The sequence below is a fragment of the Sphingomonas sp. Leaf357 genome (assembly GCF_001423845.1).
In the GTDB taxonomy this organism is placed as follows: domain Bacteria; phylum Pseudomonadota; class Alphaproteobacteria; order Sphingomonadales; family Sphingomonadaceae; genus Sphingomonas.
Genome location: NZ_LMPM01000001.1, coordinates 1,501,644 through 1,527,403 on the forward strand (window position 1 = coordinate 1,501,644; position 25,760 = coordinate 1,527,403).

At 64.2% G+C, this 25,760-nt stretch carries 20 protein-coding genes; 11 read left to right on the forward strand and 9 right to left on the reverse strand.

The features are described from left to right. Positions 1 to 24: 24 nt before the first annotated feature. The 4 genes from ASG11_RS06975 to ASG11_RS06990 all read right to left on the reverse strand — a co-directional run bounded on the left by ASG11_RS06975 (position 25) and on the right by ASG11_RS06990 (position 4,805). Positions 25 to 222, reverse strand: coding sequence for a hypothetical protein (locus tag ASG11_RS06975; protein WP_055776960.1), 198 nt, complete (start codon positions 220 to 222; stop codon positions 25 to 27). A gap of 67 nt (positions 223 to 289) precedes the next feature. Beyond that, positions 290 to 1,987, reverse strand: coding sequence for a GGDEF domain-containing protein (locus ASG11_RS06980; protein WP_055776961.1), 1,698 nt, complete (start codon positions 1,985 to 1,987; stop codon positions 290 to 292). Positions 1,988 to 2,141: 154 nt separating this feature from the next. Further along, complete coding sequence (gene clpA, locus ASG11_RS06985; protein ID WP_055776964.1) at positions 2,142 to 4,457, reverse strand: ATP-dependent Clp protease ATP-binding subunit ClpA; 2,316 nt, start codon at positions 4,455 to 4,457, stop codon at positions 2,142 to 2,144. Between the two features lie 150 nt (positions 4,458 to 4,607). Next, on the reverse strand, positions 4,608 to 4,805 hold the full coding sequence (locus tag ASG11_RS06990; protein WP_055780460.1) for a DUF1192 domain-containing protein: 198 nt from the start codon (positions 4,803 to 4,805) through the stop codon (positions 4,608 to 4,610). 75 nt (positions 4,806 to 4,880) lie between these two features. Between ASG11_RS06990 and ASG11_RS06995 the strand changes: the two genes are divergently transcribed. From ASG11_RS06995 to ASG11_RS07025, 7 genes are all read left to right on the forward strand, one after another. Continuing rightward, positions 4,881 to 5,882: an NAD(P)H-quinone oxidoreductase gene (locus ASG11_RS06995; protein ID WP_201781290.1), complete on the forward strand. Its 1,002-nt coding sequence runs from the start codon at positions 4,881 to 4,883 to the stop codon at positions 5,880 to 5,882. 201 nt (positions 5,883 to 6,083) lie between these two features. Then, positions 6,084 to 6,974, forward strand: coding sequence for a UDP-2,3-diacylglucosamine diphosphatase (locus ASG11_RS07000; RefSeq protein ID WP_055776967.1), 891 nt, complete (start codon positions 6,084 to 6,086; stop codon positions 6,972 to 6,974). Between the two features lie 5 nt (positions 6,975 to 6,979). After that, the gene (locus tag ASG11_RS07005; RefSeq protein WP_055776970.1) at positions 6,980 to 8,005 is read left to right on the forward strand and encodes a glycosyltransferase family 4 protein; all 1,026 of its coding nucleotides are present in this window, start codon (positions 6,980 to 6,982) and stop codon (positions 8,003 to 8,005) included. Between the two features lie 105 nt (positions 8,006 to 8,110). Next, positions 8,111 to 8,788 (forward strand): DUF1013 domain-containing protein, encoded by a 678-nt coding sequence (locus ASG11_RS07010; RefSeq protein ID WP_055776973.1) that lies wholly within the window; start codon positions 8,111 to 8,113, stop codon positions 8,786 to 8,788. A gap of 186 nt (positions 8,789 to 8,974) precedes the next feature. Further along, complete coding sequence (locus tag ASG11_RS07015; RefSeq protein ID WP_055776976.1) at positions 8,975 to 10,075, forward strand: MBL fold metallo-hydrolase; 1,101 nt, start codon at positions 8,975 to 8,977, stop codon at positions 10,073 to 10,075. Positions 10,076 to 10,407: 332 nt separating this feature from the next. Next, complete coding sequence (locus tag ASG11_RS07020) at positions 10,408 to 11,265, forward strand: dienelactone hydrolase family protein (RefSeq protein WP_055776979.1); 858 nt, start codon at positions 10,408 to 10,410, stop codon at positions 11,263 to 11,265. Positions 11,266 to 11,281: 16 nt separating this feature from the next. Further along, positions 11,282 to 11,917 carry a glutathione S-transferase family protein gene (locus tag ASG11_RS07025; RefSeq protein WP_055776982.1) on the forward strand — a complete coding sequence of 212 codons (636 nt, stop codon included), beginning with the start codon at positions 11,282 to 11,284 and terminating at the stop codon, positions 11,915 to 11,917. Positions 11,918 to 12,159: 242 nt separating this feature from the next. On the opposite strand, the gene ASG11_RS07030 is transcribed toward ASG11_RS07025, so the two are convergent. The 3 genes from ASG11_RS07030 to ASG11_RS07040 form a co-directional block, all read right to left on the reverse strand. Continuing rightward, the gene (locus ASG11_RS07030) at positions 12,160 to 12,372 is read right to left on the reverse strand and encodes a DUF1289 domain-containing protein (RefSeq protein ID WP_201781291.1); all 213 of its coding nucleotides are present in this window, start codon (positions 12,370 to 12,372) and stop codon (positions 12,160 to 12,162) included. 11 nt (positions 12,373 to 12,383) lie between these two features. Then, a complete protein-coding gene (locus ASG11_RS07035) occupies positions 12,384 to 13,922 on the reverse strand; it encodes a DEAD/DEAH box helicase (RefSeq protein ID WP_055776985.1) in 1,539 nt (512 codons plus the stop codon). Between the two features lie 107 nt (positions 13,923 to 14,029). Next, positions 14,030 to 14,500: a hypothetical protein gene (locus tag ASG11_RS07040; RefSeq protein WP_055776987.1), complete on the reverse strand. Its 471-nt coding sequence runs from the start codon at positions 14,498 to 14,500 to the stop codon at positions 14,030 to 14,032. Between the two features lie 308 nt (positions 14,501 to 14,808). On the opposite strand from ASG11_RS07040, the gene ASG11_RS07045 reads away from it, so the two are divergent. From ASG11_RS07045 to ASG11_RS07055, 3 genes are all read left to right on the forward strand, one after another. After that, positions 14,809 to 15,396, forward strand: a complete 588-nt coding sequence (locus ASG11_RS07045; RefSeq protein ID WP_055776990.1) for a PEPxxWA-CTERM sorting domain-containing protein — start codon at positions 14,809 to 14,811, stop codon at positions 15,394 to 15,396. A gap of 116 nt (positions 15,397 to 15,512) precedes the next feature. Next, positions 15,513 to 16,985 (forward strand): FAD-binding oxidoreductase, encoded by a 1,473-nt coding sequence (locus tag ASG11_RS07050; RefSeq protein ID WP_055776993.1) that lies wholly within the window; start codon positions 15,513 to 15,515, stop codon positions 16,983 to 16,985. A gap of 65 nt (positions 16,986 to 17,050) precedes the next feature. Continuing rightward, positions 17,051 to 17,833 (forward strand): SapC family protein, encoded by a 783-nt coding sequence (locus ASG11_RS07055; RefSeq protein WP_055776998.1) that lies wholly within the window; start codon positions 17,051 to 17,053, stop codon positions 17,831 to 17,833. A 325-nt stretch (positions 17,834 to 18,158) separates the two neighbouring features. Here ASG11_RS07055 and ASG11_RS07060 read toward each other — a convergent pair whose 3' ends face one another. Then, on the reverse strand, positions 18,159 to 20,270 hold the full coding sequence (locus ASG11_RS07060) for a TonB-dependent receptor domain-containing protein (protein WP_055777001.1): 2,112 nt from the start codon (positions 20,268 to 20,270) through the stop codon (positions 18,159 to 18,161). Positions 20,271 to 20,467: 197 nt separating this feature from the next. On the opposite strand from ASG11_RS07060, the gene uvrA reads away from it, so the two are divergent. Beyond that, positions 20,468 to 23,350, forward strand: a complete 2,883-nt coding sequence (uvrA, locus tag ASG11_RS07065; RefSeq protein ID WP_055777004.1) for an excinuclease ABC subunit UvrA — start codon at positions 20,468 to 20,470, stop codon at positions 23,348 to 23,350. 54 nt (positions 23,351 to 23,404) lie between these two features. On the opposite strand, the gene ASG11_RS18355 is transcribed toward uvrA, so the two are convergent. Next, entirely contained in the window at positions 23,405 to 25,396 is a 1,992-nt protein-coding gene (locus ASG11_RS18355) for an ATP-binding protein (protein ID WP_168371710.1), read from the reverse strand. Between the last annotated feature and the right edge of the window lie 364 nt (positions 25,397 to 25,760).

A 25,760-nucleotide genomic window follows, 5' to 3' on the forward strand; every position in this document is an offset into this window, starting at 1 on the left:
TTTCGTGCCGGTCGAAAACCGAACCTAGACCAGCCGTTTCGTCCAGGTGACCAGCACAGAAATCGCCACCACGCCGAGATCGATCGCCGCCTGCACCCGCGCCGGCGAGCGGTCGCCCGAATCGTGCGTCAGGATGCGGATGTCCGCGCTGGGATGGCGCACCGCCAGCACGACGAGCAGTGCGGCGGCCAGGATCAGTCCGGTGATACGACGGTGGCGCACGCCGGCTCCTTGGGTTGGCGTTGAGCCTGTACCGTAACGAATTCGCCGGGGTGCGGCAAGCTTGGGGTCAGGCGGCGATCGCGGCGGGAAAGTGCGGCGTGTCCTTGCCGCGCACCCGGTCCCGCCCCGCGGCCTTGGCCTCGAACAGGGCGAAATCGGCGGCGCAATACATCGCCTTCCAATCTGCCTCCCGCAACAGGGTGCCGCGATGCAGCCCGACACTGGCCGTCACGGTCAGGTCGTAAGGCATGCGCGCGGTGCGCAGGGCGGAAAGGATCCGCTCCGCATCGACCGGTTCGCCCGGCCCGGAAACGATCGCGAACTCCTCGCCGCCGAGCCGCGCGACCAGGGCCTGGGCGTGGCTGGCGATGCGCAGAGTGCGGGCGACCAGACGCAGCACCTCGTCGCCGCCGTCATGGCCGATCGTGTCGTTGACGCCCTTGAAATTGTCGATGTCGAGCAGCAGCAATTGCTGTTCGCCGTCGCGCCCGATCGCTTCGCGCAGGAAAGCGCGGCGGTTCATCAGCCCGGTCAGCGGGTCGGCATCGGCGAGCAGCCGCGCGGCGATCTCCTGTTCGCGCGCCACGTCGCGCTCGCGGGTGATCAGCAGGATGCGATAGGCGATCGCGAGGCTGGAGAGCAACGCTTCGAAGATCATCGACAGGATCGTCGAATTGTCGAGCCAGAAATTATAGCCGATCAGGTTCAGCCCGAACGCGGTGCGCATCCCGGCCAGCACGATCGGCGCGCTCCACGCGACCACGAACAGCCACAGATACTGGCTCTTGCGGTGCCAGGCCGCGACCAGGATCGGCACGATCGTGGCGAGCAGCACGACGAAGCCCAACGTGTAGGCCAGGTCGAACGCCCATCGGTGCCACGGCGCGAACAGCGCCACGCCGATTGCCGGCAGCGCGACCGCCAGGGATGCCAGGCGCACGATCCGCCCGAGCCAGGGGGAGATGACGTGCGGTTCGAAAAAATGGCGCAGGAAATTGATCGCTGCGATTCCGGTCGCCGCCAGCAGCACGTAGTTCATGCTGAGCCGCGCGTTGTTCTGGATCGTGGGGAAGGCCCAGGCGAGCGCGCCGGAAGACGAGAAGGCGTAGAGCAGCATTCCCACCATCATCAGGCAATAGAATGGGAAGAAGGCGTAGCGCAGCGCGCGCGCCAGCCCGAGATTGTAGAGCAGCAAGGCGACGCACACGCCGGCGAACCCGGCATAGACCGCGCTCATGATCGTGTTCGATCGTGCCGATTGGCTGCTCGTCGCGATCGTCGGCGCGATGACGATGCCGCGCAGGTTCGCCGCGCCCTCGACATGCCACAACAGGCGCACCGGACGGGTCTCGCTGCGCGGCAGCCACCGTTCGATGATCGCGCCGAGCTGAAGATGCTCCGTCGCGCCGCGCCCGTCGGTTTCGAGCGTGGCGATCCGGCCGCCGGGATACAGCGCATGCAGCGTCATCCGGGTCTGCCAGACGCTCGCCTGTCGCACCATCAGGCGATTGTGCGACAGCCCCTCGGGCAGCGTATGGCTGATCAACCAATAATCGCCCGGTCCGAAATCCGGCTGCGGCGTGGCGCAATTGAACCCGGCCGGACTCTTGATCACGCGCGCCGCGGTCAGGCCGGGGGCGTCGCGCAGCACGCACAGGTGCAGCGGCACCCCGACCGTGCCCGCCAGGCCTTGCGCCGACGCGGACGGAGCCGCGATACCCATCGTTGAAGCGAAGATCAGGACAGCGAGACAGAAACGAACCATGACCCGGTCTAGATCGCCGCGAACGAAGATTGGGTAAACGCGGACTGAACCATGATGCGCGCCGTACTGGTCCGTGCCGGCAAATCACCGTCCACGAAAAAAGGCCGGGACGGATCGCTCCATCCCGGCCTTTTTCATGCCTGCTTTTCTGGCATTACTTGGCGTCGGCGATTTCGGCCTTGCCCTTCTTGCGCGGTTTCTTTGGCGCGGCCGGCGTGATTTCAAACGATAGTGCACCGTCCTTCATCTTCACCGTCACCTCGCCGCCATGGACCAGCTTGCCGAACAGCAATTCCTCGGCCAGCGGCTGCTTGATCTTCTCCTGGATCAGGCGGCCCATCGGGCGGGCACCGTAGAGCTTGTCATAGCCCTTGGCGGTCAGCCACGTCTTCGACTCGTCGTCCAGGTTGATGTGCACGTTGCGGTCGGCCAGCTGCAGTTCGAGCTGCAGGATGAACTTGTCGACCACGCGGGCCACCACTTCGGTCGGCAGATAGCCGAACGGAACGATCGCATCCAGGCGGTTGCGGAACTCCGGCGTGAACATCTTCTGCACCGCCTGCTCGTCCTCGCCCTCGCGGCTGAGTTGCCCGAAGCCCAAAGTCTCGCGCGCCATGTCGGAGGCACCGGCATTGGTCGTCATGATCAGGATGACGTTGCGGAAGTCCACCGTCTTGCCGTGCTGGTCGGTCAGGCGGCCATTGTCCATCACCTGCAACAGGATGTTGAACAGGTCCGGATGCGCCTTCTCGATCTCGTCGAGCAGCAGCACCGAATGCGGCTGCTGGTCGATCGCATCGGTCAGCAACCCGCCCTGGTCGAACCCGACATAGCCGGGAGGCGCACCGATCAGCCGGCTGACCGAATGTCGTTCCATATATTCCGACATGTCGAAGCGCTGGAGCGGAATGCCCATGATCGAGGCGAGCTGCTTGGCCACTTCCGTCTTGCCGACGCCCGTGGGGCCGGTGAACAGATAGTTGCCGATCGGCTTCTCCGGATCGCGCAGGCCGGCGCGCGACAGCTTGATCGCCGAGGCCAGCTTCTCGATCGCGGTATTTTGCCCGAACACCACCCGCTTGAGATCGGTCTCGAGCGATTCCAGCGCCTTGGTATCGTCGGTCGAGACCGATTTCGGCGGGATGCGCGCCATCGTCGCGATCACCTGTTCGATCTCGCGTGTCGTGATCGTCTTCTTGCGCTTGTTCGGCGCCACCAGCATCTGCATCGCGCCGACCTCGTCGATCACGTCGATCGCCTTGTCCGGCAGCTTGCGGTCGTTGATGTAGCGCGCGCTGAGCTCCACCGCCGACTTGATCGCGTCGGGCGTGTACTTCACCTTGTGGTGGCTCTCGAACGCCGAGCGCAGGCCGGCGAGGATCTTGATCGTATCCTCGATCGTCGGCTCGTTGACGTCGATCTTCTGGAAGCGCCGCAGCAGCGCGCGGTCCTTCTCGAAGTGATTGCGGAATTCCTTGTACGTGGTCGAGCCGATGCAGCGGATCGTGCCGCCCGACAAAGCGGGCTTCAGCAGGTTCGAGGCGTCCATCGCCCCGCCGCTGGTCGCGCCGGCACCGATCACGGTATGGATCTCGTCGATGAACAGGATCGCATCGGGCAGCTTCTCGAGTTCGCTGACGACCGCCTTCAGCCGCTCCTCGAAATCGCCGCGATAGCGCGTACCCGCGAGCAGCGCGCCCATGTCGAGCGAATAGATCACCGCCGGCAACAGCACCTCGGGCACGTCGCCCTCGATGATCTTGCGCGCGAGACCCTCGGCGATCGCGGTCTTGCCCACGCCCGGATCGCCCACATACAGCGGGTTGTTCTTCGAGCGGCGGCACAGGATCTGGATCGTGCGATCCACCTCGGGGCCACGGCCGATCAGCGGATCGACCTTGCCGTTCTTGGCCTTCTCGTTGAGGTCGACGGTGAACTGCTTGAGCGCGCTTTCGCTCTTGCCCTTCTCCTGCCCCTTGGCCGGCTTGTCGTCCTCGGCACCCTTCACTTCGCGAGTCTCCGGGGCCGCGCCGCCCTTGCCGACGCCGTGGCTGATGAAGCTGACGGCATCGAGGCGGCTCATGTCCTGCTGCTGGAGGAAATAGACGGCATAGCTTTCGCGCTCGCTGAAGAGGGCGACCAGCACGTTCGCTCCGGTCACCTCGTCGCGGCCCGAGGACTGCACGTGCAGGATCGCGCGCTGCACGACGCGCTGGAAGCCCGACGTCGGCGACGGATCGGTCGCGGCATCGACCTTCAGCGCTTCCAGTTCGGTGTCGAGATAATGGCCGACCGTGGCCTTCAGTTCGTCGAGTTCGACGCCGCAGGAGATCATCACCTTGCTGGCATGTTCGTCGTCGATCAGCGCGAGCAGCAGATGTTCGAGCGTCGCATATTCGTGGCGCCGCGACGACGCGGCTTCGAGCGCCTTGTGGAGGGTGGTTTCCAGCGCGGAGGCGAAAGATGGCATTTCGAGGTTACTCCAAGCGGGCCGGCAACAACGTGCGGCCCTTTTTCCTTATGTTGGAAGGCAGGCCACCTGCATCAAGCACTTGAAAATCGCGCCGTCATTTCCTCGCCCCATCCTCCTCGGGGTCCGGAGCGGCCGACGCGTTCAAGCTTATCTCTTGAATAGGCCGTCTGCGCTTGCGCGGTGGTTAACGGCGCGTTCTTTTTTTCCGCGCGTCCGTTCTATCTCGGCCTCCAAGGCCGCGATCCTGGCATCCAGTTCCGCCACGGACAGCGGGTCGAGATCCTGCCGCACCAGCATGGTCAGCGGATCGTCGGACTTACCGGCGAAGATCTCGTCCAAATCCATGAGCATGAAAGTTGACCCTGTCGCCGGCGATGTCAATAACGCACGGGCCGGTTTCCGGCCAACCAGGCGGGCATGATGACCGATATTCCAGAATTGATGCGCGCGATCGATCCCGAAGCGCCGGGCGGGCCGGAGGTGCTGACCGTGGTGGAGCGCCCGGTGCCGGTGCCGGGCGAGGGCGAGGTGCTCGTCCGCGTCGCCGCCGCCGGGGTCAACCGGCCCGAGGTCATGCAGCGCAAGGGGCTGTACCCCCCGCCGCCCGGCGCCTCGTCGATCCTCGGCATGGAGATTTCCGGCACGATCGTCGCGGTCGGGCCGGGCGTGATGGCGGAGGTAATCGGGCAACCGGTCTGCGCGCTGATCACGGCGGGGGCCTATGCCGATTACGCCGTCGCCCCCTGGGGGCAGTGCCTGCCGGTGCCCGAGGCGCTGAGCATGGTCGAGGCGGCGGCGATGCCCGAGACTCTGTTCACCGTATGGACGAACCTGTTCGAGCGTGGTTACGCGGCGGAGGGCGATACCGTGCTGGTCCATGGCGGCACCAGCGGCATCGGCACGATGGCGATCGGCCTGTGCAACCTGTTCGGCGTGACCGTGATCGTGACGGCGGGCAGCGACGACAAATGCGCGGCGGCGAGGAAGATCGGCGCGGATCACGCGATCAACTACAAGACCGAGGATTTCGTCGCCCGGGTGAAGGCGATCACCGGCGGCAAGGGCGTGCAGGTCGTGCTCGACATGGTCGGCGGGGAATATGTGCCGCGCAACCTGCAATGCCTGGCCGATGACGGCCGCCACGTCTCGATCGCGGTGCAGGGCGGGATGACCGCGACGATCCCGCTGTTCGACATCATGCGTCGCCGCCTCACGCTCACCGGATCGACGCTCCGCCCGCGCGACACCGCGTTCAAGTCGCTCGTCGCCGACGAACTCGCCCGCACCGTCTGGCCGCACGTCGAGGCCGGCCGCCTGAAACCGATCCTCGACCGTACCTTCCCGCTCGCCCAGGCACCGGCGGCGCACGAACGGATGGAAGCGGGCGATCACGTCGGTAAGATCGTCCTGACGATGGAGTAGCGCCGGTGTCTCTCCTGAGACCCCCCGTCATCCCCGCGAAGGCGGGGATCCCGCTGCCTTGCCCCGCACTCAAAAGGGAAGCGTAACCCGCCCAACAAGGGCGGCACCCGACCGCAGAACTGCAACATCCCCGCGATGCTGCTGTAACAATCCGCGCGCATAGCTCGTCACCGTTGGGGCAACCTGAACGGGGGAAGCGGCATGAACGTCGTCACCAGTATTTCGGCCACCGGTATCGCGGGGGCATCGCTCGGCGACTTCGCCGATTTCGCCAATTCCGCGCCGGCCATTCCGGAACGGCTGGTCGGCGGGCGGCGGCAGTTCCGCACGATCTGGATCTCCGACATCCATCTCGGCACGCGCGGCTGCAATGCCGACATGCTGATCGACTTTCTCGACCACGTCGACAGCGAGACGATGTATCTGGTCGGCGATATCGTCGATGGCTGGCGGCTGAAGAAGAAGTTCTACTGGCCGACCGCGCACAACGACGTCGTCTGGCGGCTGCTGAAGCGCGCGCGACGCGGCACCCGCGTCGTCTATATCCCCGGCAATCACGACGAGGTGTTCCGCCAGTTCACCGGGCTCGATTTCGGCGGCGTGGAGATCGTGCGCCAGGCGATCCACGATACCGCCGACGGTCGCCGCCTGCTCGTGCTGCACGGCGACGAATTCGATGCGATCACGCTCGCGCACCGCTGGCTCGCGCATGTCGGGGATGCCGCGTACAATCTGCTGATGGCGTTCAATCGCGCCCTGAACGCCTATCGCCGCGTCTTCAACCTGCCCTATTGGTCGCTGTCGAAGCACGCCAAGGCCAAGGTCAAGAAATCGGTCGAGTTCATCTCGAATTACGAGGAGGTCGTGGCGCAGGCGGCGGCGCATCGCGGCGTCGACGGCGTGGTCTGCGGCCACATCCACACTGCGGAATTCCGCGAGATCGCCGGCATCCAATATTATAACGACGGCGATTGGGTCGAGGGCTGCACCGCCCTGGTCGAGCATTTCGACGGGCGGATGGAAATCCTCCACTGGGCGGACGAGATCGCCGCGCGGGAAAGCGCGGCGCCGGCCCGATTGCTCGCGGCCTGACGCGCGTGCGCATCGCCATCGTCACCGATGCGTGGAGCCCGCAGGTCAACGGCGTCGTGCGCACGCTGCAGGCGGTCAGCGCCGAACTCAGGCAACAGGGGCATCAGGTGCTGGTCGTCTCGCCCGATCTGTTCCATTCGATCCCGTGCCCGACCTATCCCGAGATCCGCCTGGCCTTCGCGCGCACCGGGGCGGTCGCGCGGTTGCTGGAGGATTTCGGGCCGCACGCGATCCACCTCGCGACCGAAGGGCCGGTGTGCATCGCCGCGCGCCGCTGGTGCCTGGCGCGGGCGTTTCCCTTCACCACCGCCTATCACACGCAATTCCCGGATTATGTCGCGGCGCGCACCGGGCTGAACCCGGAATGGATCTGGCGCTACATCCGCTGGTTCCATAGCCCCGCACAGGCGATCCTCGCCTCCACCGCCTCGATCGCCGCGACCTTGCAGGCGCATGGCCTGCCCAACGTGCGCCATTGGGGCAGGGGGGTGGACCTTGCGCTGTTCCACGCCCGCGTCGTGCCCGATGCTGCGATCGCCGCTCTGCCCGGCCCGGTGCAGCTCTATGTCGGGCGCATCGCGGTGGAGAAGAATATCGCGGCGTTTCTCGGCGGCGCGCATCCCGGCAGCAAGGTGGTGGTCGGCGACGGCCCGGCCCGCGCCACGCTGGAGGCCAAATATCCGGACGCGCATTTCCTCGGGCCGAGATACGGCGCGGATCTCGCCGCGGCCTATGCCGCCGCCGACGTCCTCGTCTTCCCCAGCCGCACCGACACGTTCGGGCTGGTGATGATCGAGGCCTTGGCCTGCGGCACGCCGGTCGCGGCCTATCCCGTCACCGGGCCGGTCGACGTGCTGACCGAGCGCACCGGCGCGATGGACGAGGATCTCGATACCGCCATCGCCCGCGCGCTGACGCTTAGCCGCACGGCCTGCGCGCGCTACGGATCAGGCTTCACCTGGGCGGCGAGCGCGCGGCAGTTCCTCGCCGGGCTGGCACCGGCATTCGAACGCGAAACGCTCGCGGCCTGAGCGCACATAGACTTACCTTGCCACTCGACGCCATTGGCACTAGATCGGGGCCACACGCGGCCGCTCCGAAAGGGGCGGCCCTTATTGTTTCTAAGGAGTTTCTCCGTGGCCCAGCCGCTCATGCCGCATGCGACCGCTTCCTGGCTGGTCGACAACACCGCGCTCTCGTTCGAACAGATCGCCGAGTTCTGCGGCCTGCACATCCTCGAGATCCAGGCGATCGCCGACGATACCGCCGCGACCAAGCTGACAGGGCGCGATCCGATCCGCGCGCACGAGCTGACGCAGGAGGAGATCGACAAGGGCCAGGCCGATCCCGATTACACGCTGAAGATCATCAAGGGACCCGAGCAGGTCCGCCGCACCAAGGGCCCGCGCTACACGCCGGTGTCGAAGCGGTCGGACAAGCCGGACGGCATTGCGTGGATCATCCGCAACCATCCGGAGATCACCGATGGCGCGATCGGCAATCTGATCGGCACCACGCGCACCACGATCGCCGCGATCCGGGACCGCAGCCACTGGAACATCGCCAACATCACCCCGAAGGATCCGGTCACCCTCGGCCTGACCACGCAGCGCGAGCTGGACGCGGCGGTCGCCAAGGCCGGCAAGGCCGCCGGCCTCGAACCGGTGGTCGACACCCGCCTCGACGGCGACCGCGAGGCGCTGATCGCCGAACTCCGCCAGCAGCGCGCGCAGGCCGCGATCGACGCCGAAGCGGTCGACGCCGGCGAAGCCGCCCCGGTGGAACGCACCGCGGAGAATCTGTTCAAGAGCTGAGTGTTTTCGCGGCCGTCATCCCGGACGTGATCCGGGATCCATTGTGCCGGCCAGGAAATCGCCCGATTTTCCGGCCCTGCCGAAGCCGCTTGATGAACCCCGGATCACGTCCGGGATGACGGAGGGTGGCGTGGCGCAGGCAACAAGCGCTTGGCACCCGACGCATTCCGTTGCTACTCGCAACCGATGTCCACCGTCCTCAAAACCGATGCCGCCTTCGTCCCCGACGACAGCTTCACCGCCACCAGCCATAAGGGCCTGACCTACCCGTTCGGCGGTGCCGAGCCGGCCGACGGCGATGTCATGCCGATCGTCCCCGGCCTCGATTGGGTCCGGCTGCGCGTCCCTGGGCCGCTCAAGCACGTCAATTGCTGGTTGCTCGCCGATGCCGATGCGCGCGGCGAGGGCGTCGCTCTGGTCGATACGGGCATGAACACCGACGAGGCGCGCGCGGCGTGGAAATCAGTGTTCAAGGGCGCGATGTCGGGCGTGCGCGTGACGAAGATGATCGGCACGCATTTCCACCCCGATCATATCGGCCTCGCCGGCTGGATGTGCGACCATCACGATGCGCCGCTGCTGATGACACGCGGCGAATGGCTGACCGCGCGGATGCTGGTCGCCGATGCGCGCGACGGCGTGCCGGACGACATGCTCGCCTTCTGGCGCGCCGCCGGCTGGGACGACGCTCAGATCGCGCAGGCCAGGGAACGCGGCTGGGCCGGGTTCCGCCGCATCGTCACCCCGCTGCCGCTCGGTTTCACGCGGTTGAAGGATGGCGACACGCTGGCGATCGGCCGGCAGGACTGGCGCGTCGTCGTCGGCTCGGGCCACAGCCCGGAACATGCCTGCCTGCTCAACGAGGCGGCGGGCATCCTGATCGCGGGTGATCAGGTGTTGCCGCGGATCAGCCCCAACGTGTCGCTCGGCGTGACCGAGCCGAACGCCGATCCGCTCGGCGAATGGTTCGCCTCGATCGCGAAGCTCAAGACGCTGCCCGACAGCCTGCTGGTCCTGCCCGGCCATGGCGACCCGTTCACCGGCCTGCACGCACGGCTCGACGCGATGGACCGCGAACATCGCGAACGGCTCGACGAGCTTCACGCGTTCCTGGGGGACGGCAAGCGCGGCATCGACGTGTTCGGCCGCCTGTTCCGCCGCGCGATCGGGCCGGACATGCTCGGCATGGCCACCGGCGAGGCGCTCGCGCATCTCCGCCGGCTGGAGGTCGAGGGGCGGGCGGTGAAGGACGTGCGCGACGGGGTGTGGTTTTATCGTGCGGGGTGATCTTGGCTGGGAAGAAGGGGTTTCACACGAAGCCACGAAGCCACGAAAAGAAGAGAAAAGAAGGCAGTATTGCTCGCGCTAAGACGCGAAGACGCGAAGCAGAAAATATATGCCTTCGGCAAAATGGGTGCGAGGTTATGCGACCCCTTCGCGTCTTTGCGTCTTAGCGCGAGCAATCTCCCTTCTTCCTTTTATTTCCTTCTCTTCGTGCCTTCGTGCCTTCGTGTGAAACCACCTTCCTTCTTCCAAAAACCAAGCAGGGATGACGCGCGCCCAACCACCCGCTAGCCTCGGCTCCAAAGCCGCAAGGCGAATCAATCAGGAGAGTCCGAATGTGCGACGAGCATACCGCCGAGGATAACGAGCATTACCTCTCCCGCCGTCAGTTCGGTGCCGCCGCCGGCGCCATGAGCCTGGCGATGATGCTGCCCAGCCCGGCCAACGCCGCCACCGTCAGCGGCAGCAACGTGTCGATCAAGACGCCCGACGGCACCGCCGATTGCTGGTTCGTCGCCCCCACCACCGGCAGGCATCCCGCCGTGCTCGTCTGGCCCGACATCATGGGCCTGCGCCCCGCCTTCCAGCAGATGGGCAAGCGCCTCGCCGAATCCGGCTATGCCGTGCTCGTCGTCAACCAATTCTACCGCAGCACCAAGGCACCGTTCCTGAAACCCGGCGAGAGTTTCGACCAGCCCGAGATCCGCGCGAAGATCATGCCGTGGCGCACCCCGCTGACCACCGAGGCGACGACGCGCGACGCGCAGGCCTTCACCGATTTCCTCGATCAGCAGAAGTCGGTCGATCGCCAGCGCGGCATGGCCAGCACCGGCTATTGCATGGGCGGCCCGATGACGATGATCACCGCCGCCCTGCGTCCCGATCGCATCCGCGCCGGTGCCTCGTTCCACGGCGGCGGCCTCGTGACCGACAAGCCGGACAGCCCGCATCGGATGGTCCCGAAGATGAAGGCGTCGTATCTGTTTGCGATCGCCGAGAATGACGATGCGCGCGCCCCCGACGACAAGGAACAGCTGCGCGAGGTGTTCAAGGAAGCGAAGCTGCCGGCCGAGATCGAGGTCTATGCCGGCACGATGCACGGCTGGTGCCCGCCCGACAGCAAGGTCTACAATGCCGCGCAGGCCGACAAGGCGTGGGGCCGCATGCTGGCGCTGTTCCAGAAATCCCTCTGACCCGCAGGAGCGCGCAATGACGCTGACATTGTACACCAACCCGATGTCGCGCGGCCGCATCGCGCGCTGGATGATCGAGGAAACCGGCGCCGAATACGACACGGTGATCCTCGACTGGGGCAAGACCAAGTCGCAGGATTTCCTCGCCATCAATCCGATGGGCAAGGTGCCGACGATCGTCCATGACGGCAAGGTGGTGACGGAAGGCGCGGCGATCTGCGCCTATTTGGCCGATGCGTTTCCGGAGGCCGGGCTCGCCCCGCCGACGGCCGATCGCGCCGATTATTATCGCTGGCTGTTCTACGCCGCCGGGCCGATCGAACAGGCGGTGACCAACAGGTCGCTGGGCGTCGCGCCCGACGAGCGGCAGCAGATGATGGCCGGCTATGGCAATTACGATCTGGTCGTGAAGGTGCTGCAGGACACGATCGGCCAGCGCGATTACATCGCCGGCGACCGCTTCACCGCGGCGGACGTCTATTTCGGGTCACAGATCGCCTGGGGCACGCAATTCGGGTCGTTGCCGAAAAGCGATGTCTTCGACGCCTATGTCGCCCGCATTACCGCGCGCCCGGCCTACAAGCGCGCGGGCGAGATCGACGACGCGCTGATCGCGGCGGCGCAGGGGCAGGGGGCGGACGCGGACGCTTGAGGGCAGTATTGTTGCTTAGAGCCAGATGACTTTACCTTGAACCGTTCGTTTCGAGCGCAGTCGAGAAACGGGCCTTGAGCGCTGCGCCACGATTTCTCGACGACGCTCGAAACGAACGGAGATGGAGCGATTCAAACCAAAATCATTCCGCTATAGTACCATCCCCGTTCGTGCTGAGCTTGTCGAAGCACATGCCCCGAACGCGCCCTTCGACAGGCTCAGGGCGAACGGGGGAGGGGGGCTTATCCCCTGGAAAGCGCCGCCCGCCGCGCCGGCAAGTCCGCCATCACCGCCGCGCGCCATTCGGGCGTGCCCGAACTCCACGCCCCGATCTCGTCGATCGTCCGCGCGCAGCCCAGGCAGAGGTCGCGCTCTTCGTCCAGTTCGCATACGTTCACGCACGGGCTGACGATCGCCACCACCGGCACGCGCTCGAAGCCATCGTCGTCGTCCATGCGGAAGACGATCAGTCGACGGTCAGCTTGGCGTTCAGGAAGTTCGGCAGCGGGCCGTTCCAGCCGCCATCGTCCGGCGCATCCTGCTGCGGAATGCGGGCCGGGCGCGCCGGACGCTCGTCGCGCGGTGCGTCGCGCGTTTCGTTCCTCGCCGGGCGGCTATCGCGCGGCGGACGGGCCGCGCGATCTTCACGAGCGGGGCGCTCCTCGCGAGCCGGGCGATCCTCGCGCGGAGCACGTTCGGCACGGGCCGGCCGTTCCTCACGGGCAGGGCGCGCCTCACGCGGCGCACGCGCCTCGCGCGGTGCGTCTTCGGCCGGCGCGGCCGTCTCGACCGGTGCCGCCTTCGACACCGCGGGCTTGCGACCCCGGCGCGGTGCGCGTTCCTCGCGGGCTGCCGGGGCAGCGTCCGCCACGTCGTCCGCCGCCACGGCATCGCCGGCGCCGTAGCGCTCGATCTTCATGCCGGTCAGCTTCTCGATATTGTCGATATTCTCGGCATCGTCCGGCGTCACGAAGGTGAAGGCGATGCCCGTCGCGCCCGCGCGACCGGTGCGGCCGATGCGGTGGACGTAATCGTCCGGATGCCACGGCGCGTCGAAGTTGAACACATGGCTCACGCCCTTGATGTCGATCCCGCGCGCGGCGACGTCGGAGGCGACCAGCAGGTTGATGTCGCCTTTCTTGAACCGTTCCAGTTCGGCGATGCGCTGCGATTGCTCCATGTCGCCATGGATCTCGCCCGAGGCGAAGCCGGCGCGTTGCAGCGCCTTGTTCAGGTCGCGCACCGTCGTCTTGCGGTTGGAGAAGATGATCCCGGTCTTGACCTGCTCTGCGCGCAGCAGCGCCATCAATTTGTCGCGCTTCTTGGCGGCGCTGACCTGCACGACCCACTGCTTGATGTTGACGTTCGCGGTCGCGGGGCGCGCGACCTCGATCGTCTTCGGATTGTTCAGGAACTTGTCGGCCAGCTTCTTGATCGGCGGCGGCATCGTCGCGGAGAACAACAGGGTCTGGCGGCTCTTGGGCAGCTTGGTGCAGATTTCCTCGATGTCGGGGATGAAGCCCATGTCGAGCATCCGGTCCGCCTCGTCGATCACCAGCAGGTCGCAGCCGGTGAGCAGGATCTTGCCGCGCTGGAACAGGTCCATCAGCCGCCCCGGCGTCGCGATCAGCACGTCGACGCCCTTTTCCAGCGCCTTCTGCTGGTCGCCCATCGATACGCCGCCGATCAGCAGCGCCATCGAAAGCTTGTGATACTTGCCGTATTTCTCGAAATTCTCCGCCACCTGCGCGGCGAGTTCGCGCGTCGGCTCTAGGATCAACGACCGCGGCATGCGCGCGCGGCTGCGCCCTTCGCCCAGGATATCGATCATCGGCAGCACGAAGGCGGCGGTCTTGCCCGTGCCGGTCTGCGCGATGGCGACCAGATCCTTCATCATCAGCACGGACGGAATCGCGCTCGCCTGAATCGGCGTAGGCTCGGTATAGCCGGATTCGCCGATGGCTTTCAAAAGCTGGTCGGAAAGGCCGAGATCGGCAAAGGTCATGCGGTGTCCGGAAATAAGGGCCTGGGCAACGCCGCCGGGCCAGCCGCCACGCGCTTGCGCAACCAGCCGGAAATGTCAAGTTTTACCCGTGATCGACGCGACGAACTTCAGCGTTTCGGTGTCAGCTTCTTGAATGACGCAATCATGCACGCCCGGCCCGATCGCGCCCGGATCACGTCGCGCTTGGCGCACATGCTGCCGTCGGGCGCGGGCTTCAGGTAGACGCCGGCATAGAAATCCAGCGCCGGGCAATCGTCGTCCAGCTTGGCGCGGAGCAATTGTCCGTCGATCAGCGCCAGATCCACGCTGTCCTTGCGCGCGACGCCCGATCCGGCGAGCGTATCGAGCGCGACGCAGCGCGGTCCCTTACGCTCTTCCATCGCCGGTCGCGCCGGGCGCGGCATCGGCATCGGCGCGCGGCTCATCGGCACCGGAATGCGGATCACGATGCGCTGCCGGATGGTCAGCTGGGCCAGGTGCAGGCCGTCCATGTCCTCCGCCGGCACGGTCTCGCCGGGCAATGCGGCACCGGGCAGAGCGAGCAGCAGCAGCAGAGAGGGAAGGAGGGGATTCGGCATGAATGTCCCACCAATAGTCTATTTGCTTGAACCGTCGATGAATTGTGGCGACCGTCGCCACATTTCGGTGACACGCCATATGCGACCAAGCAACATGTATCGAGAACCTCTCCGGTCTCGAATAATGGTGCCGATACGGCCATTTACCGCGACATTTGATTGCGGCTTCGTCATGAACAGACCGTCGCTCCTGCTTACAGATCAAGTAATCGCATTCACGATAACGCCGCAATTCCACCGGTGGCACGATGATTGCTAGCTTCTGTTCAGGCCTGCAGATCGCACGCTAGATATCAGAGGGGTTTGATATGAAGAATTTCGCACGATACGCGCTCGCCGCTACCGCTCTTGCCGCCGTGATGCCGGTCGCGCAGGCCAATGCCGCAACTCTGGTCGTCAACGTCGCCGGTGGTCAGGGCTTCGCCGCCTTTGGCGGGGCGGGCAACACCGTTCGCACCTACAATGTCGGCGCAGGCTCGACGATCACCGGCGTCAGCTACAGCGTCAACATCACCGCTCGCGGCACCAGCTGGCTGTCCGAGGCCACTTTGGCCTTCACCAATTCGCTTCTGTCCAACGGCGTGTTCCTGAGCCCGGGCGTTGGCGTCGATAATGCCGGCACCGCCAGCTATAGCGGCTCCGCCGATCTCGTCGCTCTCGGCCTCAGCTTCGCGGTTGGCGCGGACGGTCTCCTGCGGCTCGAATATTTCGACAGCTTCGTCGATGGCGAACTGCCGGATTCGATCTGGAACAACGGCACGGTGACGTTCACCTACTCGCCGGCGGCATCGGCCGTGCCCGAGCCCGCCACCTGGGCGATGATGATCGGCGGCTTCGGCATGGTCGGCGGCGCGCTGCGCAGCCGTCGCCGCAAGACCACGGTCAGCTTCGCCTGATCCGCTTGCCAGCGTGAGATGCGAAAGCCGTCGGCCGCGAGGCCGGCGGCTTTTTGCTGCGACGTCGCATGCTCGCACGGTGGCGACGTGTCGCCCGTCATGATACCGCGGCTGTCATGACTCCCGCGCAATCCGCCCTGATCGAGGCCGTCCGCACCGCGCTCGGCCCCAAGGCCGTCATCACCGATCCCGCCGCGATCGATCCGTGGCTGCACGACTGGCGCGGGCGCTATCATGGCGCGACGCCGGCGATCCTCGCGCCCGACGACACTTCCGGCGTCGCCACGATCGTCCGGCTCGCCGCCGAACACCGCGTCGCGCTCGTGCCGCAGGGCGGCAACACCTCGATGGTCGGGGGCGCGACTCCGCCGGCGGACGGCAGCGCGCTGATCCTGTCGCTGCGCCGCCTCGACCGCGTCCGCAGCCTGGATGCCGACGACAACCTCGCCATCGCGGAAGCCGGCGTGATCCTGTCCGACCTGCACGACGCCGCGCTGGCCGCCGGCCGGCGCTTTCCGCTGACTTTGGGGGCCAAGGGCAGCGCGACGATCGGCGGACTCAGCTCGACCAACGCCGGCGGCACCCAGGTCCTCCGCTTCGGCACGATGCGCGGGCTGATCGCCGGCGTCGAGGCGGTGCTGCCCGACGGCCTGGTCCATGACGGCCTGTCCGCGCTCAAGAAGGACAATCGCGGCTACGATCTCAACCAGTTGCTGATCGGCGCGGAGGGGACGTTGGGCGTGATCACCGCCGTCACGCTGCGCCTCGTGCCCGCGATCGCCGCGCGCGCCGTCGCCTGGATCGGCCTCGCCAGCCCGATCGACGCGCTGACCCTGCTGCGCCGGCTCGAAGCCCACACCCAGGCGATCGAGAGCTTCGAACTTCTGCCCGACGATTCGCTCGCCGCGGTCCTGCGCCACGTGCCCCAGACCCGTGCGCCGCTGGCCGGCGATCACCCCTGGCATGTGCTGATCGAGGCCGTCGCCACCGATCGCCAGGCCGAGCCGCCCGCCACCCTGCTTGAACGCCTGCTCGCCCCCGCGCTCGAAACCGGGCTCATCGCCGACGCCACGATCGCCGCCAGCGAGGCGCAGGCCGAGGCGTTCTGGCGGATCCGCGATTCGATCTCCGAATCCGAACGCGCCACCGGGCCGGCCGCGCAGCACGACATCTCGGTGCCCGTCGCCGCCATGCCGCGGTTCATGATCGACGCGGCGGCCGCCTGCGACGCGCGCTTTCCCGGAACGCACGCCAGCGGCTTCGGGCATCTCGGCGACGGCAACGTGCATTTCCACGTCCGTGCCGCGCCCGGCACCGATCCGGCACACTGGTACGCGGAGCAGGCGCCGGTGGTGACGCGCTTCGTCCACGATCTCGTCGTCGCGGCGGGCGGGTCGATCTCGGCCGAACACGGTATCGGGCAGATGAAGCTGGCGGAACTCGAACGGCTGTCCGCGCCGGCCCGGCTCGCGGCGCTGCGCGCGATCAAGGCGGGCCTCGATCCGCACGGTTTGATGAACCCGGGCAAGCTCGTCGCCACCCCCTTCGCCCCGCTCGCCGCACTTGCGCCGGACGCCCCCAAGCCATAGAGCCGAAGCCATTCGTCGCGGGGAGGGCCACGCGGCACGAAAAAGATGTCGAGTGGAGAATATCGATGGCCAGCGCGCCGCAGCAGTCCCAGCTTCCGCTTTTCTACCAGGCGCTCGAGCCGCTTTCGTCCGAGGCGCACACCAATTTCAAGCTGCGCCCCGCCGACAAGGCGGCATTCGTCGTCGGCAACCATGCCATTCCGCTGACCGTCGATGAATTCACCCTGGTGCAGCGCACGATGCCGATCGTCTTCACCGTGGACGAAAACCCCGTGCCGATCGCGCTGATGGGCCTGAACGAGGGCGTCAACGTGTTCGTCGCCGACGACGGAAAGTTCGCGGACAATACCGGCTACGTGCCGGCCTATATCCGCCGCTATCCGTTCATGCTCGCCAAGCTCCATCCCGATGCGCAGGAATTGTCGCTGTGCTTCGATCCGACCACCGACATCATCGGTGCGTTCGAGGAAGGCGATCCCCTGTTCACCGACGGCAAGCCGAGCGAAATCACCACCAACATCCTCAAGTTCAACGAAACCTTCGAGGAAGCCGGTGCCCGCACCAACAATTTCATGCAGGATCTCAAGGAACTGGGCCTGCTGATGGACGGCGAGGTCAGCATCCAGCCCGACGGCGCGGACCAGCCCTTCGTCTATCGCGGCTTCCAGATGGTCAACGAGGAAAAGCTCAACGACCTGCGCGGCGATCAGCTGCGCAAGATCCAGAAGAACGGCATGCTGCCGCTGCTCTATGCCCACCTCTTCTCGCTGTCGCTGATGCGCGAGATCTTCGGCATGCAGGTGTCGCAGGGCAAGATGCCGGTGCCCGAACTCCAGCTGCAATCCTGATCCGCGCGCCCCAAGAGCCGTCATGCTGAACTTGTTTCAGCCTCCAGCGCGCCGCGACGGCTGTCCGCACGTGTGGGGAAATGGATCCTGACCTTCGTCAGGATGACGGTGCGGCGAGCGTGACGCTCTTTCAAAAGCCCCTCCCTTCAAGCGAGGGGCTTAAAGCATGATGACGTCACCCGCCCGTTCGTGCTGAGCTTGTCGAAGCACCGTTTTTGGATCGACAAGCGACACGCTGGCGGCACGAAGTACGGTGCTTCGACAAGCTCAGCACGAGCGGACGGGTTTTGAATCTAAAGTCATCCCGTTTGCCGCCCATCAACCGCTACCCCAACGTCCGCTTGACCGTCAGCAGCGGCACGACATGGCTGTTGCGCTCGCGATATTCGATCGAGGAGGCCGTCGGCGTGCGCCGGTCGGGCGTATAGAAGGTCCGCTCGCGCCGGCCTGAGACGCTGGTCAGATTGTCCACGCTCAGGTTCAGCGTCGTGCGGGCATCCGGGCGCCATTCCACGAACGCCGTCACGCGCGGCACGTCGCGGTAATTGCGGTCGGTCTCGTCGAGCCGGAAATAGGTGCTCGACGTGCCGCCGGTCAGCCCGAAGCCCCAGGCGAATTTCTTGAAATCCTGCCGGAAGTTCGCCTCGCCATAGAATAACGAATTGCCCGAGAACGCGCGGGCGCGCAGCGTGTAGGGATCGATCACCGAGGTCGAGACATAGGAGCCGTACAGCGTCAGCCGCCCGCCCTTGATGCCGAGCTTGCCGAGCGGCGCGTCCAGCCGGTTGCGGAAGATGAAGACATGGCCGTTGCCCAGATTGCCCGGCGCGTCGAACCCTTCCGGCGTCGGCACCCGGTCCTGCACCAGCGATACCCGGTTGTAGCCCAGCTCCAGCTTGTACAGCCCGTCGCCGAGCAGCTTGCGCTCGATCGTCGCCAACGTCTCCCAGGCGCGCTGCGGCAACAGATCGACATTGCCGCCGTTCACGCGGTTGTTCGACAGTTCGGCGCCGCTGATGAAATCCTCGAACTGCAATTGCGCCACGGTGCGCTGCACCGAAAGCTGCGCGCGCCACAGCGGCGAGGGGCGCCAGTCCAAGGTCGCCTTGGGCTTCAGGAAACTCAGCGATCGTTCGGCCTGCGCATCGCCGGTCACGGTGATGCGCGACATCTCCTGCGTCACGCCCAGGTCGATGCGCAGCCTGGAATCGATCGGCCGTCCGGCATTGACGAACGCCTCGCCGCGCACCTCCTTGACCACCGCATCGTCCACCGGCAGCGCGATCGGCGTGGCCATGCCGGTGCCGTCGATCAGCGACAGGTCGACCTTGCTGGCCAGCCGGTTGATCACGCCCTCCGCCCCGATCTCGACGGTCCAGCCGAGCAGCTTCGGGCGGCTCCACACCGCGCGCAGCAGGGTCTCGGTCAGCCGGTCCTTCAACTGCTGGGTAAAGCCACCGATCGTGTCCGCCGCGACGCGATTGTAGGATTCGTCGTTGCTCAGCCGGTCGCGCCGCGTCGTCAACCCGATCAGCTTCAGCCCGCCGCCGGCCAGCGGGCGGGTCACGTCGCCGCCCAGTTCGTACGTGTCGTAATGCAGCCGCTGCGTCAGTATGTCGTCGCGCACCGATCCGGTTTCCGGAGTCACCGCATTGGCCTGGTTCAGCCGGAACCGGTCGATGAAGACGCGTCCGTTCAGATGCGCGGTGCGGTTCGTGCCGTCGGCATAGTCCCACGACGTGGCCACCGCGACGCTGGGTTCGTCGGCGAAGTTCACTTTGCGGCGGAATTCCAGCAGTCGTCCGTCGGGCACGCTCACCACCCGGTCGGTGCCCTCCTCGGTGGTCTGGCTGTTCTCCACCGTCACCGATGTGCTGAAGGTCGATTTGCCGCGCTTGATCAGCGCGGACGCGCTGCCGGTCGGCCGGACCTTGCCGGTGTAATCGCGCGACGCGGACGCCTGCACCGTGCCCGCCAGCCCGCCGCCCGCCGACAGGATCAGGTTCAGCACCTGCGACTTGCCGGTATAGTCCGCGCCGTACAGGTCGCCCGGCGCGACCTCGATCCGCGCCACCCGGCTCGCCGGAATGCGCGACAACAGGGTCTGCAACGTCTCGCCCTTGGCGCTCGGGCGTTGTCCGTTGATCACGATGTTGCCCGCCGTCTGCCCGAACCCGCGCACGGAAGGATCGACGCTTTCGATCACGAAGCCCGGAATGCGCTCGACCATCTGCAACGCGGTCGCCGGCGCATATTTGACGAAATAGGCCGCGTCGTAATTCTGTCGCCCGTTGGTCGGGCCGGGCAGGGCCGCATCCTGCGACGGCGGCTCGGCCCGCACCGGCACCCCGGTCACCTGCCCCGCCGCCGGCGCCGCGCACGCCCCGATCAAGCCCAGCGCAACGCCGAGCGCAGCCACCACATCCTGCCTGTTCAAGCGACCCACTCCCACACGACTACTGTTGTAGTCGCAAGGTGTACTAGCCAGGCAATACGCCCTTGGCAACCCCCGATCCGACCAATTTATAAGAAGCGCGCCCAATGCCTTGCCCGCGCGGCCTGCGCGACCCATCTCAAAGCGTACGGCGATGCGCCCGCTTGCCCGATCCGAACAAATATGGAACACGCGACCCCATGAGTCTGACCCACATCTCCGTGCGCGGCGCGCGTGAACATAATCTCAAGGATGTCAGCATCGACATCCCCCGCGATACGCTCACGGTGATCACCGGCCTGTCCGGCTCGGGCAAATCCAGCCTCGCGTTCGACACGATCTATGCCGAAGGCCAGCGGCGCTACGTCGAATCGCTCAGCGCCTATGCCCGCCAGTTCCTCGAACTGATGCAGAAGCCCGACGTCGATCATATCGAGGGCCTGTCGCCCGCCATCTCGATCGAGCAGAAGACCACGTCGCGCAACCCGCGCTCGACCGTGGCGACCGTCACCGAGATTTACGATTACATGCGCCTGCTCTGGGCGCGCGTCGGCATTCCGTATTCGCCCGCCACCGGCCTGCCGATCGCCGCGCAGACCGTCAGCCAGATGGTCGATCGCGTCATGGCGCTGCCCGAGGGCACGCGGCTGTACCTGCTCGCGCCGGTCGTGCGCGGGCGCAAGGGCGAGTATCGCAAGGAACTGGCCGAATGGCAGAAGGCCGGCTTCACCCGCGTGCGCATCGACGGCACGATCCACGAGATCGACGAGGCGCCCGCGCTCGACAAGAAGTACAAGCACGATATCGAGGTGGTGGTCGACCGCCTCGTGGTGGGGGAGGGCGTCGCCACCCGCCTGGCCGAAAGCTTCGAGGCCGCGCTGAAGCTCGCGGAAGGGCTGGCCTATGTCGACCCCGCCGATCCGGTCGAACCGCACACCCCGAAACAGGAGATCCTCGGCGACAACGCCCCCGCCGGCCGCATCGTCTTCAGCGAGAAGTTCGCCTGTCCGGTCAGCGGCTTCACCATCGCCGAGATCGAACCGCGCCTGTTCTCGTTCAACGCCCCGCAGGGCGCATGCCCGGCCTGTGACGGGCTCGGCGAGAAGATGCTGTTCGACGCCGATCTCGTCGTCCCCAACCACGCGCTCAGCATCAAGAAGGGCGCGGTCTTCCCCTGGGCGAAATCCAACCCGCCCAGCCCCTATTACATGCAGGTCCTGGGCAGCCTCGCGCGCGAATTCGGCTTCGGGCTCGACACCGCCTGGGCCGATCTCGCGCCCGAGATCCAGGATGCGATCCTCTACGGCACCAAGGGCAAGCCGGTCACGCTCACCTTCATCGACGGCCGCAAGTCGTACGACGTGAAGAAGCCGTTCGAGGGCGTCATCGGCAATCTCAACCGCCGCCTGATGCAGACCGAATCCGCCTGGATGCGCGAGGAGCTGAGCAAGTACCAATCCTCCGCCCCGTGCGAGGTCTGCCACGGCGCGCGCCTCAAGCCCGAGGCGCTGGCGGTGAAGATCGGCATGCGCGACATCTCGTCGGTCACGCGCCTGTCGGTTGTCGATGCGCTCGCCTGGTTCCAGGACGTGCCCGGCCAGCTCGGCGATCAGCAGAATGCGATCGCCGAACGCATCCTCAAGGAAATCCTCGAACGGCTCGGCTTCCTCAACAATGTCGGCCTGGATTATCTCAACCTCGATCGCACCAGCGGCACGCTGTCGGGCGGCGAGAGCCAGCGCATCCGCCTCGCCTCGCAGATCGGCTCGGGCCTCTCGGGCGTGCTCTACGTGCTCGACGAACCCAGCATCGGCCTGCACCAGCGCGATAACGACATGCTGCTCAAGACGCTGCGCCGCCTGCGCGATCTCGGCAACACCGTGCTCGTCGTCGAGCATGACGAGGATGCGATCCGCACCGCCGATTACGTCATCGACATGGGGCCGGGCGCCGGCGTGCACGGCGGCGAGATCGTCGCCAAGGGCACGCTGAAACAGGTGCTCAAGACCAAGGGCAGCATCACCGCCGATTACCTCAACGGCACGCGCGAGGTGCCCGTGCCGGCCAAGCGCCGCAAGGGCAACGGCAAGAAGCTCACCGTCCACAACGCCACCGCCAACAACCTGCGCGGCGTCACGGCCAGCCTGCCGCTCGGCACCTTCACCTGCATCACCGGCGTCTCCGGTTCGGGCAAGTCGAGCTTCACGATCGACACGCTCTACGCCGCCGCCGCGCGCGAGCTGAACGGCGCGCGCATCGTGCAGGGCAAGCACGACAAGATCACCGGCCTGCAATATCTCGACAAGGTGATCGACATCGATCAGTCGCCGATCGGCCGCACCCCGCGCAGCAACCCCGCCACCTATACCGGCGCCTTCACCCAGATCCGCGACTGGTTCGCGGGCCTGCCCGAAAGCGCCGCGCGCGGCTACAAGCCCGGCCGCTTCAGCTTCAACGTCAAGGGCGGCCGCTGCGAGGCGTGCCAGGGCGATGGCCTGCTCAAGATCGAGATGCACTTCCTCCCCGACGTCTACGTCACCTGCGACGTGTGCCACGGCGCGCGCTACAATCGCGAGACGCTGGAGGTGAAGTTCAAGGGCAAGAGCATCGCCGACGTGCTCGACATGACGGTCGAGGACGCGGTCGAATTCTTCAAGGCCGTGCCGCCCATTCGCGACAAGATGGCGATGCTGGTCGAGGTGGGCCTCGGCTACGTCAAGGTCGGCCAGCAGGCCACCACTCTGTCCGGCGGCGAGGCGCAACGCGTGAAGCTCGCCAAGGAACTCAGCAGGCGCGCCACCGGCCAGACGCTCTACATCCTCGACGAACCGACGACGGGCCTGCATTTCGAGGACGTCCGCAAGCTGCTCGAAGTGCTCCACCAACTGGTCGAACAGGGCAACACCGTCGTCGTCATCGAACACAATCTCGATGTCATCAAGACCGCCGACTGGGTGCTGGACCTCGGGCCGGAAGGCGGCGTGAAGGGCGGCGAGATCGTCGCACAGGGCGTGCCGGAGGACGTGGTGAAGGTCGCGGCGAGCTTTACGGGGCGGTATTTGAAGGGGTTGTTGGGGAAGTAGGTGCGGTAACGGCGGAGTAGCGCGGCGAACAAAGGTTCGCCGCGCGTTTTTAGATCAACTGATAACGACCTTCAGCTTAGGTTTGCGTGCTTTTGCCGCTTTTTTACGTGCTGAGAGCGCTGGACTGCCTAAGCCCGCCGCGTCAAAAAATGCTTTGTTCCTCGCATTCGCGTCCCGAAGCATTTTCGCAAAAGAAACTACTTGAATTGAAGCTTTATGCGGCGCGGACCAACCGTAGTAGCCCTGGCCGTCGGGAGTAGGCGTTTGGGCCACGGAGCGCTGGAGCAATTTTCGGGTGTCATCTGTTAATTCACAAACTATATAGCAATGAAATGGCGTGTCTTCGGATATATCTGAAATGATAGCGCCGTCAACATCCTTAACTTTATGTCCTCTTAATTCCTCAATGTATTGTAGAACCTGGTCTACAGGATTTTTACTCGGTAAACTGTCTCCTGGCCTTTTAAATTCGACAATCGATATTGGATCATTTGTATCAGTACGGCGAAATCCCAAAGGATTGAAGAACACAAGATCTGGCTCTTTAGTCGAGCCTTCCTTGCCCACTATCGATCTTATCGTTTTGTCGGAAGCAAAAAACTGATATCCAGAAAGAGATTCATCCAATATCCAGAGATTATGCTCATCGTAATCGCCTGAAGTGAGCATCCTTCCCATCGGGCAGATGAGCTCATGAATGACCTTCTCGTAAAAATACGACTGACTGGTTTCATCGCTATGTTTTAGAAGCATATGAGCAGCCTGAAGAACTTGATGCCTTTTAACAACAAGTTCAGCCAAGCGACGTCGCTCTTGTTCGCTTAATTCATCAAGAGTATCTTCAGCCTCTTTTCTTTGCTCATCGTTAAATGATTTAAGCATCGTTAAATCGGCTAGCCGCTGGCGGGCGTCCTTTTCTTCACGGTATAGAAGAACAAACAAGTTCTGACCAATTTGCTCATCGTCCATTCCAGGTGACAAGTGCGATACGTAGTCGTCTAAATTTCCTACCTGACTAGCCAGCTGAGGATGTTCCATCAGTACCTTTTCAACCGTCTTTTTTTGCTTATTTCGTACGATAGAAATATGTTCAGCGAGAAACTGCTCAACCCCACGTAAGATAGCTTGTTCAAGAGCATCGCGTTGCACGTTGTTAAAGCGAAAGCCTAGCCTTTGTTGATCAACGCGATCATCTAGCGGTTTGCCACTTATGACCGCAACGTACGCTTTCCCGTTTTTTAGTTCTTTCAAGGCATATTTTCTATCTATCGAAACTGGATCTCCAACAAGTCTCCCATGTCCAGTCAGCAAATAAGCATTTCTTAGTTCTTTAGAAATGGTAGGATCAACAAATATGTGATCTATATTAATAGACCAAGGTTCTCCGTCAGATTCAAACGATAAGGTCTGACGAACGGGATTATCGGTCTTGTCTTGAATAAATTCAGTTAAGTTTCTTTTCTCGCCATTATAAGTTAGTTCTATCTTGGGCAAGGTATCAGATATATACAGCGGGAAAAAATGTAACGCTAAATCCTTCATAAACGTGGCATGGTTCATTCTTCCGCCCTGATAGGATCGAGGTACGGAAATAACAATCTCGGAGCCAGTTTCCTTGCCGGTAGCGTCTCTAACCTTTTGATCAACGATAGAAGGTTCTGACTCGGGATTAAAGTCAAACCGAGTTTCTACGGTATTATAGTCAGACTGATAAATGCTTTTAACAGATATCTCTTTAAATGTCTTTATCCAAACAAATCGTCCGACTCCCTTACCCCCTCTTTTATATTTATATCTACTGTCGCTGGTTTCAAAGGACTTTATATTGTCTTCGTTAAAACCTATTCCGTTGTCCTTAATTGAAATCTTTTCTACTTCGTCATTATCGTTGAGTTGAATGTCAATCGAGATCTGTCCTTCGGAGGCGGCCATGTCCTCCCCAAACCGATCGTTGATGGCATGGATGGAATTACTGACAGCTTCGTAAACAGAGTATAAGACGGCCGTCTTGCCGTCCGGCAAATCCATGTTGTCGATGCGACCCATTATATCGAATTTCATTGCAAATCGGGTTTCACCCGCCTCCCTGTTGAGGTTAGGTTGATTCAATTTCAGCTAGGGTCAAGCTGCGATTACGTTTGTAACTGCCCTCGACACCAAAACGCATCGCTACCAACCTGGGCCTGGGACGGCCGGCGAGGGGACACGGTAAGATGCAATACGAATTAGGCCGCTAATTCATACCTGATCGAGCGGATTGGTCAGCTTACGATGGATGCAGCGCCGCGGCAAAGCCGCGTCGTCGGTCGTCGCTTGGGCGACGCCGGTCGGCCCCGCCTAATCCGCTCGCAATTTGCTGCGCAAATTTCTTCGCCGGCGGGGCTGTCCTACAAGCGTCGATCCGGCATAT

What these genes read in the sequence shown, in the direction of transcription:
- ASG11_RS06990 (WP_055780460.1), bottom strand. Translation starts at nt 4,805, where the DNA reads ATGGATTTGGACGAGATCTTCGCCGGTAAGTCCGACGATCCGCTGACC.
- ASG11_RS07000 (WP_055776967.1), top strand. Translation starts at nt 6,084, where the DNA reads ATGAACGTCGTCACCAGTATTTCGGCCACCGGTATCGCGGGGGCATCG.
- uvrA (WP_055777004.1), top strand. Translation starts at nt 20,468, where the DNA reads ATGAGTCTGACCCACATCTCCGTGCGCGGCGCGCGTGAACATAATCTC.
- ASG11_RS07015 (WP_055776976.1), top strand. Translation starts at nt 8,975, where the DNA reads ATGTCCACCGTCCTCAAAACCGATGCCGCCTTCGTCCCCGACGACAGC.
- ASG11_RS07025 (WP_055776982.1), top strand. Translation starts at nt 11,282, where the DNA reads ATGACGCTGACATTGTACACCAACCCGATGTCGCGCGGCCGCATCGCG.
- ASG11_RS07045 (WP_055776990.1), top strand. Translation starts at nt 14,809, where the DNA reads ATGAAGAATTTCGCACGATACGCGCTCGCCGCTACCGCTCTTGCCGCC.
- clpA (WP_055776964.1), bottom strand. Translation starts at nt 4,457, where the DNA reads ATGCCATCTTTCGCCTCCGCGCTGGAAACCACCCTCCACAAGGCGCTC.
- ASG11_RS07055 (WP_055776998.1), top strand. Translation starts at nt 17,051, where the DNA reads ATGGCCAGCGCGCCGCAGCAGTCCCAGCTTCCGCTTTTCTACCAGGCG.
- ASG11_RS07040 (WP_055776987.1), bottom strand. Translation starts at nt 14,500, where the DNA reads ATGCCGAATCCCCTCCTTCCCTCTCTGCTGCTGCTGCTCGCTCTGCCC.
- ASG11_RS07035 (WP_055776985.1), bottom strand. Translation starts at nt 13,922, where the DNA reads ATGACCTTTGCCGATCTCGGCCTTTCCGACCAGCTTTTGAAAGCCATC.
- ASG11_RS07050 (WP_055776993.1), top strand. Translation starts at nt 15,513, where the DNA reads ATGACTCCCGCGCAATCCGCCCTGATCGAGGCCGTCCGCACCGCGCTC.
- ASG11_RS18355 (WP_168371710.1), bottom strand. Translation starts at nt 25,396, where the DNA reads ATGGGTCGCATCGACAACATGGATTTGCCGGACGGCAAGACGGCCGTC.
- ASG11_RS07030 (WP_201781291.1), bottom strand. Translation starts at nt 12,372, where the DNA reads ATGGACGACGACGATGGCTTCGAGCGCGTGCCGGTGGTGGCGATCGTC.
- ASG11_RS07020 (WP_055776979.1), top strand. Translation starts at nt 10,408, where the DNA reads ATGTGCGACGAGCATACCGCCGAGGATAACGAGCATTACCTCTCCCGC.
- ASG11_RS06980 (WP_055776961.1), bottom strand. Translation starts at nt 1,987, where the DNA reads ATGGTTCGTTTCTGTCTCGCTGTCCTGATCTTCGCTTCAACGATGGGT.
- ASG11_RS06995 (WP_201781290.1), top strand. Translation starts at nt 4,881, where the DNA reads ATGACCGATATTCCAGAATTGATGCGCGCGATCGATCCCGAAGCGCCG.